Origin of the sequence: Psychrobacter sp. Arc9 (genome assembly GCF_041431295.1) — a bacterium.
GTDB lineage: Bacteria > Pseudomonadota > Gammaproteobacteria > Pseudomonadales > Moraxellaceae > Psychrobacter.
This window is the reverse complement of sequence record NZ_JASMRK010000030.1, coordinates 17,379-32,480: the sequence shown is the minus strand read 5'-3', so window position 1 is coordinate 32,480 and position 15,102 is coordinate 17,379. Positions and strand designations below refer to the sequence as shown.

The window sequence follows — 15,102 nt, the reverse complement described above, 5'->3', positions numbered from 1 at the left end:
AATGTCAGATTGAGTAGTCATTGCTTATTCTCCTGTTAATGGATTATAAGCAGTTACACAGTTTTTAGGAAACTCCCGCCCTTTGGGATAAAAAAACTCTCAATCCTAGATCTATAGTTGACCTACATAATATTTTTACTGATTATTTATATGTTCTGCTCTCGGTCTCAAGCGGTTATCGTCCCGTACGTGAACCTTTTGGTAGGCTTGTAGATATAGATGTTAGAACTAAAAAATATTTTATTAGCGACAAGGAAAACCGTCAACATACTCGAGGCAGATATATTTATCTACCTGATATAGCAAATCAACAGATTGAGCAGTACATCAAGTATTTAAAGAGTAATGCCTTTATTTTAAATAGTCTGGGTAATAGTCTAGGTGATATTTACTCAGATATTCTTGACAGTAATATTGGCCTTATTACTTATCTAAAGCTGGATGAAAAAACTAACACTATTACTGAAGTTAGTCTTACCAAAACATTTATTCACGGAAGACTGTCTAAAATTTTAGATCTCCCATCAAACTGGCATCGTCACTTTATACGATCTTATAAAAGCCTAGAAGTTGGAATCTTTTCTGCTAAGCCTAACTCATCATTATCTAATAGCTTCGGTCACGATGTAATTGGCGCTTGGATGGGTCACGCTGATGAGCTTGGTTTTGACTACTACGATAAGCACAGTGGACTTAGAAGGAGCGAGTTGCGCCGATTCTCTGATGAGCTTAATGGAATAATTAAATATAACGGCTTTAAAGTCATAAGTTTGGAGACTAGATAATGGCTCAGCGTAAATCAGCTATTGACCAGCGTTCAGAAAATAGACATAAGGAAACCTCGAAGCGTAAAAACTTATCCAAACGACTGGTCAAAGAGTCTATAGATTTTGACCAAATTATTGCCTCAAGTGATCCTCAAACAATATTTAATGCTATGTGGGAGCAGCTTGATAAGAGATTATCAGAAAACAAACACTTTCAGGGCTATCTTAGTTATGTAGAAGGATATAACGAAGCAGTAAACTGCTGTCAAAACTATATTGAAGATAAGGACATTGCTATTGGCTTTCCAAAGCTTATCGTTACCTCATACCGTCCAAAGTCCTTTAGAAATAAAGTGACCTTTTCTGAAAAAAAGCAAATATTAGATTTTTATTTATATTGGATGGATAGTATAGCTAGCAAAGCTTACGAGATTACTATCACAGATTTGATGCTATCACTGATTTTCCACAGTGCTATATTGAGAAAGCCAGTATTGCAAACGATTATATCTTGCATCAGTGACAAATCATTAACTATAGAAAGCATATTTGAACTGCCTGTAGTAACTCTCATTATTGACGACGATAGCTATCATACTAATACTTATAGCAATTCAAAAGCGGTGCATGAGGTAAAAGTCTTTTTATCGCCATTAACGAGCTATTTGATCAAGCTCTATGTCAAAGGGAATGAAACTAGAAAATTAAAGTCTAGTACTGATGTTCAAAATCTTTATCAAATGTTAAAGATGACAAAATCTCTTAGCCAAAATCACCTATCTATGACTTTAGAAGAGTTTTTGATAGGTGCGGTCTATGTTTTAGAAGATTATCTATTTTTAGATCTGCCAGAACATACTTGGTATCTACTACTTGGTTTGGAGACGACATATGGCCTGTCAATAGCTAACTGGCAGTCTTTAATCTTTAGCATATCTCATAAGCCCACTACTAAGATAGCTATTAACATTGAGTGTCACAAAGATGTCGCAGTGGAACCTAAAAAAGGCAATCCTACCATTACCGTTGAGATTGCAAAGCTATTGAAAACGACTAAAGATGGAAAAACCTCAATGGCTAGATTCACAATTGGTCTCAAGCAGCTATATGAACGTTTATTAACGAACAACGCTCCTTTGAGTGAGCTTGCAATCGTAGGTTGGTTACTGACGAAAACAGTGACTAGTAAAAAGGTAAGCAGCATGCGGACTCATAGCGGTGGTATTACGAATCGCTGGTTATCATTAACTCAAGGTGTTGCATTTGAGGATCATACTGAAGAGGATTATATTCAACTTTATAGCGAACTTATCGAACTTGGTAAGTCTAAAGACGCTCAAAATGCTATTGCCACTAATATTGATGAGATACATGCATATTTAGTTAATCATCATGGCATTGAACCTATTGCACCTTTTTCATCTACCAAGCGAGCGCATCATAGGACAGGCTATCTTTCAGAAACCATGTTTCAGGCTATTCTTAATAATGCTGACAATCTTGAAATGACTAAGGATGAAATAGAAGCGGTGAAGCTCGCTTTGATTTTAGGGCAGCGCTGTGGACTCAGGATAGGTGAAATAGTTAAGATTAGATTAAAAGATGTGGCTATAACTTCAGCTTATCTAGAAGTGCGTAATAATAAATATGGTAATAATAAAACGGGTTCTGCCTTAAGACGGACATTGTTAGAACAACTTTTAACAAATTCAGAAATGTCGTTTTTCAAGAGAGTCGAGCTTAGGCGTAGTAAAAGTAAAGGGGATACCTTAATCGCTAATCAAGCTGGTATGGCTTATCGTGCCAGTGATTTATCAAAAACCATATCTCAGTTAATTAAAACTACAACAGGACTTTCTCATCTCACGACCCATCATTTAAGACATAGCTTCTTAACTAATTTTCAATTAATGTCATTTTTGTATGATAAAGCTAATGCTTTTAATGGGCATCAATGCTCTCAAACTTTAAAAGACTTATTACCTTATGACGAAGACAAGTCTTGTAAAATATTGGCTTATATTGAGACATCCCTACAATACAAAAAAATATATGCCTTAGCTGGAGTAGCTGGACATGCCAGTCCTAGCACTACTTTTGACTCTTATGTGCATTTGACTGACATTCAGATTGGATTGCTACTTTGGCACATGGATTACCAGTTGACGGCTAAACACTATAAATTACTAAGCGTTCCGAGACGTAGGGAAAAGCTGTTAGGTGCTACACCTACTGCAATTAATTATTATTTGCTTAACAAGCTCAAACTTAAACCACTGCCTAAACCAAAACATAGTGAACTACTAAAGACAGAAGATAAAACATCTACAAAGCCAAAAAGATATTCATTCGATGAAGTCCGTCAGACTCTTGAGGTACATGATAAGGAAGAAGATTTCAAGGAAAAAATGGATATTTATAAGCTTGATCAAAATACTTTTGAAATATGGCTTAATAACGCTCAGCAGTTGCAAGATCACCCTTCTTTTAAAACCATACATGGTAATTCAAGATTATTCGCGCCTGATGATAATATGAGCTTATTACCGGTATTCGACAGGTATGTCGAAGATAACAACATACTCATGCAGATGACCAATAAATTTCGTGACTTATATAAGATAGAAAAAAGACGAGAATCTATGCTTCAGTTTATAGCGCATACGCTTATGAACTCCCAATACCATAAAAATCATATTAGTTTTGATCAAGCATTAGATCTATATAGCTATATACAAGTATTAGGACAACTAGTCTTTAAAAAAAATATTAATTTAAAAATATACCATTATGCACAAGCTAGCGATGATGATAAAGAGCAATGGAAGCCTGTGATGAAATTACTTGCCTCATCTCAAATAAAAAAGTGCAATGTAGCTGATAAATTAAACGGCAAGATATACAAAAAGCAGATCCGTGCTGAATTATCACTATCTAGCCAAACTGAGCAGACTAGGCTTAATAATAGAGAGAAATCAAATCTCCCAATCAAGCAATGGACCGTTAGAACTTTACAAATTTTCTGTCATTACGCTTTCATTATGATAGGGCAAAGAATTAATTTAGGAGATCACAAGCCATGAATCTGTCAGCAAAGTCTATCAGCATTAATAGTAGCACTAAAATTAGTCTTCATCCGTTGGCTAGCCAACTAACTAAGCTAATAGTGAAAGCCTACTTAAGTGGTGGTCAAGAAGCCTATATTAAATCTATGCAGACTAAGTTTGATTGTTATAACAGTTTACCTATTCATAATGTATCGTTAGTAAATAAGGATGTGAATGAGTATTTACTCATTGGTGGTTGTTTTTCACCTGTATTTAACCTCAAAGATATTAATAACAACAATACTATTTTCTTAAGTTATAAAACCTCTAAAAAAGACTCTAAGCCTGAGCATAAGAAACAAGTTAAGAAAGAATTTGATCAGGATGTGATTGACTTTATATACATGGACTTTATCCGAGCAATATCAATACTCTCGTTAGCTAAACCTGGGCTTATGTATCCAAGCCTTAAAACAATAATGCAAGAGTATAAAAGTCAGATATGGAGTGAAATATTCAATAGGGAATCAAAAACCCCAAAAGATTACATTTTATTAAATAACGTCGCCGATCTGCTTGATACAACACGTGGCACATTGAATAGTCATACTAAACTAAAGAAGTAGCGGTTAATTCTTTCCGCTATACCTGATTAGAAACAGAGCTATCTCACTAAGCTTAGAGTAACAAGCTAGACAACCTTAATCCTCGAATTGGAACACAAGCGATCTAATGCGAGGACTTATTCAGGATTGGATAGCGATATATCTACTTCTAGGAGTCATTAAAGAGATGATTTATGAGAGAGATACAAAGGGATGTAGTCACAACCGTATTAAAACTTAATAGCTCTGCCTAACCACGCTACCAACTCACGGGCAGGAGCCTGACTCAAACACTGTGGACAATTAATATAGGTCATTATACAGTCATTTAAATCAGTCAACATATGCAGTAATAACCCTAAACCAATTATCTTATAGGGCTTTGGTAGAAACAACATGCCCGCATATACTGCCATCGCATAATAAGTATGTAGCGGATGGAAATTAATACTACAACGATTGGGCGAAAAGATAGGTGTCGCTAGCAGATGATCTAAATCAACTAGCATGGTTGCTATTAGGATCAAATAAACTCGCTTATAGTCACTACGAAAAAACATATAGGCGATAATCAACGGCATGCCAAAATGTAGAAAATAATGGATAACGGTTTGACTCATCGCTTTTTCCGAACTAAGAGGGTGTTTTAAAAATTGTTCTAAGAGTATCATACACGATCTGAGGTATACCTTCACACCTGAAAGGCAAGCACGAATCCACCACCTGACGTACGGAAGTTAGTCACCTGACCTTAATAAACACGCGCAGCAAGTAACATACTAATCTGCCGTTGGGAGACGCCAGTAAGCGGCGTTTCGGTCTGGTAATAACGAACGAGTAAACATGGAACTGCATTTATTGCTATGGCTATTTTTGGAGGAATGATGACTCTTGCAAACCTATCCCGCCGAGCAGCGACATCAGCAGTGCTTGCCCTAATGATATGGAGCGTAAGTTTCTTTCTCCATTTTTTTTGGGAGATGGCACAGGTACCGTTCTTCTCCGGTATGGCCGAAGCGAGACACTGGGACGTGGTCTGGCTTTGTACGCGTGCGACCGTCGGTGATGCCAATATTGCTTTTGGCGCCTACGTGCTTGCGGCGTTATTTGTAAAAGATTGGCTTTGGATTGCAAAGCCGTGGCGTCTGTCGACTTTATCGATATACCTTGGCGTTGGCCTGACCGTAACAATACTCTTTGAATACTGGGCAACTGGCGCTGGCCAAAGGTGGAATTATAGTGGGCTGATGCCTGATGTTCCGTTATTAAGCATAGGTGCGTTGCCGCTCGTTCAGTGGGTGGTCATTCCGATACTGTTAATCTACACTGTCAAGTGGATGTTCCTAGGTTGGCAGATATCCAATTAATAGAGGTTAGCATTAAGAGCAGTTGGTGCTATTTAGCTCATTACACCTGAAAGACGGGCGCAAACCCACCTCCTGGTGTACGGAAATTAGTCGTCTGACCTTGATACACACGCGCCGCAGGTAGTAGCAGTTGTCCGTCATACGTATAAAGACGTATATCCACCTTTCTCGTTGTTACAGTGTCATCAATTTTTATTGATCGCTCTCCTGCAGGAACAAAGGTCTGTACGATATAATCCTCATCAAGAATGTTCTCAAAAACGCGTCGAGTCAGCTTGCTACCGCGATAGACCCCTTTGCTTCCATGACCAGCAACTGGCTTAAAAAACAGCTGTCGCCGAGTACGCCACAACGCTGCTGCCTCGTCTTTTGATACAAGCTTAGTCTTTGGTATCGACTTTTCAAGGTACCTCGCTGCAGCCTCATCTAGACCCCAAGCGCGCAATGTCTGCGAATCGGATAGCAAGGTCAGGTTTTGCTTATTGGCCAACATAGCATGTACATGGGGATTGGGTGTCACCACCACAGCACCCTCTAGATAAGCACTTTTAAGCACGGCGTGGTTAGGGTTTTCAAATGCAAAGTCGACCAGACGATTGTATATCATATCGATTTTCTGTCCATGGGCTGTCAGAGCACCATCGACATAGTCGAGTTCAGAGGGATCTAGTATCACAGTGTCAACGCCCTTAGCTTGGAGCAGTTGACGTGCTAACTGGAACTCCAAAAACATGAACTGATTCTTAGGGTCATTATCGATAATAGCTATGCGATTAGGCATGGCAGTAGCTGATTGTCGCTGCCACTCTTGTATGAACATGCTAGTGACAGCTTCTTCAAACCCATCAAGCATTTTAGTAATATCAGCACTTTGCTCAGAAGGGTGGCAGCATTGTTTTTGTGCACGGGCAAGTGCTACGTTTAAAAATGCGCCTCCAGCGTTAGTATTGATCTCAATAAGTTGAGGGCCATCGCTACCTAAGTGAAAGTCATAACCCATAAAGGCTCCTATTGGCCCTGGATCGAAAGCAGCAATTTTGGGTGCCCATGACAATACTTGCTGTTGGTAAGATGGAAGTTTAGCAGCCGACTCAATAGCTGCGACGATTCGCACCATTGTCTCTATCTCTGTTTTAGGGACGAACACTGGTGTTGCTGAAAAAAGCTTATTAAGCTCGTTCGCTCCTATTGGATTGTTTCTAGTTTCCATTAATTGATCTTGAAGGCTTGTATTGAGCGCTTTACGATTGAGAGTAATGCAGTAGCACTCTTGATTCAGTTGATTTGCAAGACCGTCATTAGTTTCTTCGTTGTTGCTGGTTAAGTGTTCCATTTAAACCTCGTCGTTAAGTAGAGTGCTTACGCTGACATACTCTAGTAAACAGCAAAAAACAAAAGGGGTATTTGGCGTTTTTACGATGATGCTAGTTGCTTTTTAATGTCTCACTTCCTGAGTCTAAAGCGGTGCTTCATTCCTCTTTGATTAACATTTTTGCTAAGAATAAACCCAACTCAAACAATAGCCACATAGGAATCGCCAGCAAGAGCATGGATATGCCATCAGGCGGTGTTACTACCGCTGCAACCGCAAAGCAGCCGACAATGATATAACGACGCTTGTCTGCTAAACTCTGAGTAGAAACGATTCCAACCATTATCAGTAGTAAGGTAACCACTGGAATCTCAAAAGTCAGTCCAAACACCATAAACAACTTGAGGGCAAAGCTCAGATAGCTATCAATATCGGTCATCGGTATAACGTTCTGCGGCGCGAATAGGATAAAAAATTTCAATACACCTTTGAGCACGACAAAGTAGGCAAAAGCAACCCCCGTATAAAATAGAAATATCGAAGACAACAGCACAGGAATAGCAATTTTCTTCTCTTTCTTATATAAGCCAGCGGCGACAAACGACCAAATTTGATACAGGATATAAGGCATCGCTAAAAATGCAGCGACAAAAACCGTTAAGCGAATGGGTGCCATAAAGTTTGACGTTATATCAGTGGCAATCATGGTCGAATTGATGGGTAACTGCGCCACTAATGGGTCTGATAAAAGATTATAGAGCTCTCGTGAAAACCCTACCAATGCTAAGAATATAATCAAGACGGCCACGCATATTTTGATGAGATGCTTGCGTAGTTCAATCAAGTGTTCAGTGATAGGCATATCACTGAGCGTACCTAACCTATCTCCAGACTCATTATTCTGTGTTGTATCTGTTGGCGCCTCAAGTTCCGTAGCAGCGATTTTTTCTTGTCGACTTTTTCGCTTTTTAAATAGGCTCACTGATCCGCCTCCTGTTTAATGAACGAGGAGGAAGTATTCGGTTGATGCTCTTTATCATAAGAGGTGATTGGTTGATGTGAAGCGTCTAAGCTTTGGTTCTGCGACTGCTCAAATTTTTGCATACTACCGCGCATCTCTGCTAGTTCACGCTTCATATCTGACTCAGTCTGACGAATTTTTGCAAGCTCATTTTGCATTTGTTGGCGCGTTTCAGCCAGATCAAGCTCAGCTTCTATTTCAGACTGTAGAGTGGATACTGTACGGCGCAGTTTGGCATACCATTGCCCAGCCGTACGCGCGGCCTGCGGCAGTGTTTCTGGGCCCAATACGATTAAAGCAATGATGCCAAACAAGAGTAACTCGGAAAACCCGATATCAAACATAACAGTCACATATATTAAAAGACTATTTAGTGCCGCTATTTATAAGCGGCTCGCTTCATACTTTGTGCTGATCATCAGTGGTGACAGGGCTGATTTCTGTATCATCAGCCTGAGCCCCTACCTGTGTATTTAAATCATTACTTGCAACTGGACTACTATTTTCATGGTCAAGTGCACGATTATTGCGAGCATGCTCGGTTTCTTCATCTTTGACTGCTTCTTTAAAACCCTTTACTGCACCGCCTAAATCTTTACCAGCATTTTTAAGCTTAGCGGTGCCAAATACGACCACCACCACAACCAATAAAATCAGCCAATGTGTAATAGAAAAACTACCCATAACGATATCCTTATTTTTAAATTCTAATAAAACCCGTATTGGGCATTACGTTTTGACAATTTTTCCTAACATTCATATCACAAGTCTAACCTACGTAGTCTAAGCGCGTTAGCAATCACCGAGAATGACGACAAGCTCATCGCTGCCGCTGCTATCATCGGACTGAGCAGAAGCCCAAATATGGGATAGAGCACACCTGCGGCAATAGGAACACCAAGTGCATTGTAGATAAAGGCAAAAAACAGATTCTGTCTGATATTGCGCATGGTGGCGTGGCTAAGCTTATAAGCTTTGGCAATGCCCATTAAATCACCTTTTAGCAGGGTAATGCCCGCACTCTCCATCGCCACATCGGTACCGGTTCCCATAGCGATACCAACATTAGCTTGCGCTAGCGCTGGTGCGTCGTTGATACCATCACCCGCCATAGCGACCAATTTACCGCTGTCTTGCATTTCTTTGACGATACGGTTTTTATCCTCTGGTGAGACATCCGCATGAACTTCATCAATACCTAGTTTATTGGCGACTGCCTGCGCGGTTTTTTCGTTGTCACCGGTTAGCATCACAACTTTTAAACCTGCGTCATGAAGCAGTGAAATAGCCTCTTTAGTGCTTGGTTTAATAGGGTCAGCAACTGAAATAATACCAGCAGCTTTACCGTCTATAGCCACAAACATTACCGTTTCACCGTCTTTTCTACGGACATCAGCTTTAGTGGACAGCTCATTATCAAAACTATTTAGGCTTTCCATAAGCTTAGAGTTACCAATAGCGACTTTCTTACCATCGACCACGGCTTGTACGCCTTCGCCAGTAGTCGAATTAAAGTCAGTAGCTTTAGGAATAATGAGTGATCTTTCTTGAGCTGCTCTAACGATAGCTTCTGCTAAAGGATGCTCGCTAGCGCTTTCTACTGAGGCTACCAATGCGAGGAACTCGTCTTCATCTTGACCTACCTGCGCATCAATTGCGGTAAGCTCGGGCTTACCAGCGGTCAGTGTTCCGGTCTTGTCGACGACAATGGTATCGACTTTTTCCATACTCTCTAACGCTTCAGCATTTTTGATGAGGACGCCGTTTTGCGCGCCTTTGCCGGTACCAACCATAATGGACATCGGCGTCGCTAGACCAAGGGCACAAGGACAAGCAATAATCAGTACCGCAATCGCGTTAACCAAAGCATAGGCCATAGCGGGCTCAGGGCCGAATATCGCCCAGACAATAAAGGTTATGATAGAGGTGACAATAACAATAGGTACGAACCAACCCGCCACTTGATCTACCAAGCGCTGGATAGGCGCGCGGCTACGCTGGGCTTCAGCAACCATTTGTACAATTTTAGATAATACTGAATCTGCTCCAACATTGACCGCTTCGACTAATAGCGTTCCGGTGCCATTTACCGTACCACCAGTCACTGTATCTCCTGCTACTTTTGATACAGGGATTGGCTCACCCGTCACCATTGATTCATCAACACTACTATTACCATCGATCACTGTACCATCTACGGGTAGTTTCTCACCTGGTTTAACCCGTAGCTTATCGCCAGTGACGACCTCATCAAGCGAGACTTCGACTTCTTCACCGTTTTCATCGACACGTCTTGCGGTTGGTGGTGCGAGCTCAAGCAAAGCTCTAATCGCACCTGAAGTTTGACTTCTAGCTTTGAGCTCTAATACTTGACCCAGTAGCACCAAGGTTACAATGACAGCTGCTGCTTCATAGTAGACTCCGACTTGACCAGAGGCATCTCTGAAACTGTCTGGGAAAATATCGGGAAAAAAGGTCGCGACAATACTAAAAATATAAGCAGCGCCTACGCCTATCGCAATCAAAGTAAACATATTTAGATTGCGGCTTTTTATAGACTGCCAGCCACGAACGAAAAACGGGGCGGCGCCCCAAAGCACTACAGGGGTCGCGAGCACTAACTCAGCCCATTGTAAAACCTGTGAAGGTATACCATACTGACTAAAGTCAACTCCAAACATACCGCTCATCACATATATTAATAGCGGTACAGTCAACACGGTACATATCCAAAAACGACGAGTCATGTCGTCAAGCTCTGAGGTGTCCTCTTCACCGATAGTAAGCGTTTCGGGCTCAAGCGCCATACCACATATCGGACAACCGCTATTTCTAACGTCTCTCACTTCAGGATGCATAGGACAGGTATATACCGTGCCATCGTAATCAGCAGGTACTTTATCGTATTTACCGCCTTTAACAGATTTTACTCCGCTACTATCAGTATCCTTTCCATGACAGCTAGCGTGACTATCATCTTTAGCAACTTCGTCTTCAGGTTTAAGAAACATGCCACATATTGGGCAGTCACTTTTTTCAACATCTCTTACTTCTGGATGCATAGGACAAATATAGACCGTACCGCTATAATTTTCCGGTATCTTGTCGTACTTATCGTCTTCGACAGACTTTAACTCAGTACTATTATTAGCATCCGCTCCATGACAATGCGCATGACTATCTTCATGGTTGTTGGATTCAGCAACCTCGTCTTCAGGTTTAAGAAACATGCCGCATATCGGACAATCGCTCTTTTCAGTATCTCTAACCTCAGGATGCATCGGGCAGATATAAACCGTACCACTATAATTTTCTGGTACTTTATCGTACTGACCACCTTTGATAGATTTTTCATCGGCAATATGTTTCATAAAACCACTCCTTGAAGACAATAAATATTTATAATAAGTACAACTCTTAAAGCACTATCATCAATCCTCGATTGCTATTCATCTAATCATTAATCTAAAAACCTCTAAAAAATAATTTCTATACTTTTCAATTGGAATTTAGTTTTTATCACGCAAATACTTGAGCAGTGCCATGATTGTTAGTACTAGTACTGCGAAAAATAGTAGGGTGAATAACAAACAGATAAGCATCATAACCCAGCCCATGCCATACATCATTGAGCCGTTCATCATGCCATGCATTGACCCATTCATTATGATTTCTCCTCAGTCTAAACTGTGATCACTCCAACTCTTCAATTAATTTTTACTCGAACCGAAGAGGTTTACTGACTGTTAATATATCAATATCTTTAGCGCACTTTGGCGAACCAACGGTATAATGGCACGAATAAGATTGCGAAATACCAACCGTAAAGATACGATTCGACAAACCCAATTAGAAAACCTGTCCACGTCAACCACTCAAAGCCAGGTAGCAGAGGCGCCCAAGCTTCATGCATACTTATCTGTTCGGGTGCAAGTAAGCCAAAGCCTATGCATAACAGGTAACTAATGAGTAGAAACAACGATACACTGTTGCCAACAGGGGCAATCCTTAAAGTACTTGTTGTTAAGTTTGATTTGACCATCTTAGTAATCCTCACTATTGTATGATGTGGTTCAAGCTCAAGATAACCAATCGTATCTAACCATGCTAACTCTAAGGATTTGTATGAATTAAAGCTTTATCCTGTATTGATATTACTTTTTAACTCGTGCGGCGGCGGCAAGTTGACGCCATTGACCCCATTGAGGAATAAACATTGGCACTTGCTGTTTGTAAGCAAGGTAGTCTTTACCAAACTCTTCAAACATATGCCGTTCCTCACGTCGAGCTAACCATGTGTATACAAGCACAATCACTGGAAACAGACCGATTGAAAACAGAGTTGGCCAATGCACCACACCCTCACCGAACAGTGCAATAAACAACCCGGTGTACTGAGGATGACGTACGTAGGCATAGAGTCCATCAGTTACTAAACGATTTTCCCCTCGTGCTTTGTGGACTTGGCGCCAACCTTGAGCAAAAAGACCGACTCCTAAAAATGCAATAGCATAGCCGAGTAGCATTGAGATCATCATGCCTGTCTCACCTAAACCAACAAGGGTCGACCATAAGCTAGCGCTGACATATTGGCTGTCCAAACCAAAAAACCGTACTAATAAATATATAGTGAGCGGAAAGCCATACATTTCTGCGTAAAGTGCAATAATGAAAGCCTGAACTACACCAGCACCCGCCCATTCACGCCAGTTCTTTGGTGCGAAATAACGGTAAAAGAACCAAGAAATCAGAACAATAACAATTAGTGCGAGACCCCAAGTTCCAGCGTGATTAAATGACTCATTCATAGCTTACTTTCCCTGTTGTCTTTATGAATATCGTATTGCATGAAATCAATTCTTGAAGATAGTAAGCAGACGCTTAAATCTATGCAATTTTTAACCAAACAATTTTCTGTAAACTCTTTGATGTTACTGTCAATGATGGTCTGCAAGCGTATCTTTTTCGATAGCTTTTTTCCTCGCTGAAGATTTCAGGTAAACCTGCTCAGCCACAGCAATCACTACAATAGTGACGACTGCTACGCCAAGTACGAATGGATCTGAGTTTAGTTTAATCCAGACAAAACCGCCGAGAACCAACAGGTCAAGAAGTATGGCCACTATAGGCACCCACATCACCGCCTTTATATCCTGACGAAGGTATCGCAAAACACCCCAATGAATGGCGATATCCATAATTAGATAGAAAACAATGCCAAGCGCTGCAATTCGTGATAAGTCAAATAACGTCGTAAAAGCTAAACCCAACACCACAGTATAGACCAACGTATGTTTTTGAACGCTTCCCGGCATTCCCAAATGACGATGAGGCACCAGCTTCATCTCAGTCAACATAGCAAGCATACGAGAGACTGCGAAGATGCTAGCAAGGAGGCCGCCAGCGGTAGCTACCATTGCGATTGCAACTGTGAACCATAGACCATAGTCGCCAAGTGCTGGGCGTGCGGCGGCAGCCAAGGAGTAATCTTTAGTTTCGATGATTTCGGCAAGAGATAGATTACTAGACACCGCTAAACCGACTAGAGTGTAAATAACTACGCATATTGCGATTGATATTACAATGGCACGGCCGACGTTGCGATGAGGATTTTTTACTTCCGAGCCACTGTTGGTAATCGTGGTAAAGCCTTTAAATGCCAGTATGCCTAGCGCCGTTGCGCCAAGAAAGTCACCAACAGTATTAGTGTCACCTAATGTAGAAGAATCAACTGCAAAGCTATCAGCTAGCCAGATACCAACCAACCCGAATATAAGAATACCGACAATTTTTATAATACCGATAACCGATGCAACCCCCTGAACCCAACGATTACCAAGTAAATTGATAAAGAACGCAGCAAGAATAAGCGCGGCGCCAAGGATGGATACCATGCGACCGCTGTCATCGCCACCGAATAACTGCATAGTGTATGACCCGAACGTCCGGGCCAAAAAGCTCTGCGCTATAACCATGGAGAAATACATCAGCATGGCATTAAATCCAGTCGGTAAACGATCTCCGTATGCCTGATGCAGGTACATTGCAACACCGCCAGCCGACGGGTAAGCGTTAGAGATTTTGATATAAGAATAGGCACTAAAAGAAACAACGATTGCGGCGGCTAGAAAAGCAAGTGGGAAAAGCGAACCCGTCATCTGAGCCATCTGACCGGTCAGAGCGAAAATACCAGCACCGATCATGACACCGGTACCTAGCATAACTGTTCCTGATAATGTCAAACTATCCTTCTGATAGCGAGTCGTTCTATCTTGCTTCATACTTATTCGACCTTAATCTATTTCTTCGTAGAACTTCAGTTTTACAGGTTATTTTTGAAGTAAGGAGTAGGTATAGTTAGAATTAAAAGACGCGATATAGTAAATATTTTTTAAAGAAGAGCTTACTTATTGGTATCATAATATATTATTCCAACTCATCAATAAGTGCTTGCATCTCACCGATTTCACGCTTTTGTGCTTCGATAATGTCATCAGCAAGCTGACGTACACGTGGATCTTCGATATCAGCACGCGAACTGGTCAAAATAGCAATCGAGTGATGCGGTATCATCGCCTGCATCCAATCCACTTGATCGACCGTTTGTTGTGATCTAACGCCCCATAAACCAAAGGCAAATAGCACGACACTAATCCCATAAACCATTAGATTGACCTTAGTCTTTTTATACATATTGGTCATAAAGGCGAGCATAATAATAGCCATCATAGCGCCCATATATAACGCCATATAAGCTCTGGTTTCGCTAAAATAAACGTGATCCCATTGATAAGTATTAAAATACATCATGATAAACATCACGACTGTCGATGTTAAAATCATGATTGTGAACTTTACATAAGGGTTCATTTGCTTCTGTTTATTATCCATATGGTTATTCATATTCTTGTCCTTAATTTAGTAAAAAGGCACCTAAATAAAGAAGTGCCTTTTTTTAGAGCTAGTGTTATAAACTGTTGTTA

At 40.8% G+C, this 15,102-nt stretch carries 14 protein-coding genes; 3 read left to right on the top strand and 11 right to left on the bottom strand.

What is annotated here, in order from left to right:
• The first annotated feature begins 784 nt into the window (after nt 1-784).
• Together QO187_RS12235 and QO187_RS12230 are read left to right on the top strand one after the other, a co-directional pair.
• On the top strand, nt 785-3,850 hold the full coding sequence (locus QO187_RS12235) for a site-specific integrase (RefSeq protein ID WP_102078716.1): 3,066 nt from the start codon (nt 785-787) through the stop codon (nt 3,848-3,850).
• Complete coding sequence (locus QO187_RS12230; protein ID WP_057758583.1) at nt 3,847-4,440, top strand: hypothetical protein; 594 nt, start codon at nt 3,847-3,849, stop codon at nt 4,438-4,440. The genes QO187_RS12235 and QO187_RS12230 overlap by 4 nt, the downstream gene beginning before the upstream one ends.
• Nucleotides 4,441-4,649: 209 nt before the next feature.
• On the opposite strand, the gene QO187_RS12225 is transcribed toward QO187_RS12230, so the two are convergent.
• Nucleotides 4,650-5,039: a DUF6122 family protein gene (locus QO187_RS12225; RefSeq protein ID WP_025652669.1), complete on the bottom strand. Its 390-nt coding sequence runs from the start codon at nt 5,037-5,039 to the stop codon at nt 4,650-4,652.
• A 387-nt stretch (nt 5,040-5,426) separates the two neighbouring features.
• Between QO187_RS12225 and QO187_RS12220 the strand changes: the two genes are divergently transcribed.
• Nucleotides 5,427-5,786 carry a hypothetical protein gene (locus QO187_RS12220; protein WP_228706795.1) on the top strand — a complete coding sequence of 120 codons (360 nt, stop codon included), beginning with the start codon at nt 5,427-5,429 and terminating at the stop codon, nt 5,784-5,786.
• 40 nt (nt 5,787-5,826) lie between these two features.
• Here the strand turns inward: QO187_RS12220 and QO187_RS12215 are convergent, their stop codons facing one another.
• The 10 genes from QO187_RS12215 to QO187_RS12170 form a co-directional block, all read right to left on the bottom strand.
• A complete protein-coding gene (locus tag QO187_RS12215) occupies nt 5,827-7,119 on the bottom strand; it encodes a hypothetical protein (RefSeq protein ID WP_057758581.1) in 1,293 nt (430 codons plus the stop codon).
• Nucleotides 7,120-7,255: 136 nt separating this feature from the next.
• Complete coding sequence (tatC, locus tag QO187_RS12210) at nt 7,256-8,080, bottom strand: twin-arginine translocase subunit TatC (protein ID WP_057758579.1); 825 nt, start codon at nt 8,078-8,080, stop codon at nt 7,256-7,258.
• Nucleotides 8,077-8,463, bottom strand: a complete 387-nt coding sequence (gene tatB, locus QO187_RS12205) for a Sec-independent protein translocase protein TatB (RefSeq protein ID WP_102093201.1) — start codon at nt 8,461-8,463, stop codon at nt 8,077-8,079. The genes tatC and tatB overlap by 4 nt, the downstream gene beginning before the upstream one ends.
• A gap of 55 nt (nt 8,464-8,518) precedes the next feature.
• Nucleotides 8,519-8,803 carry a Sec-independent protein translocase subunit TatA gene (gene tatA, locus QO187_RS12200; protein ID WP_057758575.1) on the bottom strand — a complete coding sequence of 95 codons (285 nt, stop codon included), beginning with the start codon at nt 8,801-8,803 and terminating at the stop codon, nt 8,519-8,521.
• 77 nt (nt 8,804-8,880) lie between these two features.
• Nucleotides 8,881-11,490 carry a copper-translocating P-type ATPase gene (locus QO187_RS12195; RefSeq protein ID WP_102093203.1) on the bottom strand — a complete coding sequence of 870 codons (2,610 nt, stop codon included), beginning with the start codon at nt 11,488-11,490 and terminating at the stop codon, nt 8,881-8,883.
• Between the two features lie 138 nt (nt 11,491-11,628).
• The gene (locus QO187_RS12190; protein ID WP_156770962.1) at nt 11,629-11,784 is read right to left on the bottom strand and encodes a hypothetical protein; all 156 of its coding nucleotides are present in this window, start codon (nt 11,782-11,784) and stop codon (nt 11,629-11,631) included.
• 98 nt (nt 11,785-11,882) lie between these two features.
• Complete coding sequence (locus QO187_RS12185) at nt 11,883-12,161, bottom strand: DUF5676 family membrane protein (RefSeq protein WP_102093205.1); 279 nt, start codon at nt 12,159-12,161, stop codon at nt 11,883-11,885.
• Between the two features lie 112 nt (nt 12,162-12,273).
• Nucleotides 12,274-12,927 (bottom strand): isoprenylcysteine carboxylmethyltransferase family protein, encoded by a 654-nt coding sequence (locus tag QO187_RS12180; RefSeq protein WP_068037334.1) that lies wholly within the window; start codon nt 12,925-12,927, stop codon nt 12,274-12,276.
• Between the two features lie 129 nt (nt 12,928-13,056).
• Nucleotides 13,057-14,400 carry an APC family permease gene (locus tag QO187_RS12175; RefSeq protein ID WP_228153176.1) on the bottom strand — a complete coding sequence of 448 codons (1,344 nt, stop codon included), beginning with the start codon at nt 14,398-14,400 and terminating at the stop codon, nt 13,057-13,059.
• A gap of 145 nt (nt 14,401-14,545) precedes the next feature.
• Nucleotides 14,546-15,022 (bottom strand): DUF305 domain-containing protein, encoded by a 477-nt coding sequence (locus QO187_RS12170; RefSeq protein WP_037059145.1) that lies wholly within the window; start codon nt 15,020-15,022, stop codon nt 14,546-14,548.
• Between the last annotated feature and the right edge of the window lie 80 nt (nt 15,023-15,102).

Bases quoted from the DNA above. Each gene is read 5' to 3' on its own strand.
- QO187_RS12235 (WP_102078716.1), top strand. From the start codon at position 785: ATGGCTCAGCGTAAATCAGCTATTGACCAGCGTTCAGAAAATAGACAT.
- QO187_RS12230 (WP_057758583.1), top strand. From the start codon at position 3,847: ATGAATCTGTCAGCAAAGTCTATCAGCATTAATAGTAGCACTAAAATT.
- QO187_RS12225 (WP_025652669.1), bottom strand. From the start codon at position 5,039: ATGAGTCAAACCGTTATCCATTATTTTCTACATTTTGGCATGCCGTTG.
- QO187_RS12220 (WP_228706795.1), top strand. From the start codon at position 5,427: ATGGCCGAAGCGAGACACTGGGACGTGGTCTGGCTTTGTACGCGTGCG.
- QO187_RS12215 (WP_057758581.1), bottom strand. From the start codon at position 7,119: ATGGAACACTTAACCAGCAACAACGAAGAAACTAATGACGGTCTTGCA.
- tatB (WP_102093201.1), bottom strand. From the start codon at position 8,463: ATGTTTGATATCGGGTTTTCCGAGTTACTCTTGTTTGGCATCATTGCT.
- tatA (WP_057758575.1), bottom strand. From the start codon at position 8,803: ATGGGTAGTTTTTCTATTACACATTGGCTGATTTTATTGGTTGTGGTG.
- QO187_RS12195 (WP_102093203.1), bottom strand. From the start codon at position 11,490: ATGAAACATATTGCCGATGAAAAATCTATCAAAGGTGGTCAGTACGAT.
- QO187_RS12190 (WP_156770962.1), bottom strand. From the start codon at position 11,784: ATGAATGGGTCAATGCATGGCATGATGAACGGCTCAATGATGTATGGC.
- QO187_RS12185 (WP_102093205.1), bottom strand. From the start codon at position 12,161: ATGGTCAAATCAAACTTAACAACAAGTACTTTAAGGATTGCCCCTGTT.
- QO187_RS12180 (WP_068037334.1), bottom strand. From the start codon at position 12,927: ATGAATGAGTCATTTAATCACGCTGGAACTTGGGGTCTCGCACTAATT.
- QO187_RS12175 (WP_228153176.1), bottom strand. From the start codon at position 14,400: ATGAAGCAAGATAGAACGACTCGCTATCAGAAGGATAGTTTGACATTA.
- QO187_RS12170 (WP_037059145.1), bottom strand. From the start codon at position 15,022: ATGAATAACCATATGGATAATAAACAGAAGCAAATGAACCCTTATGTA.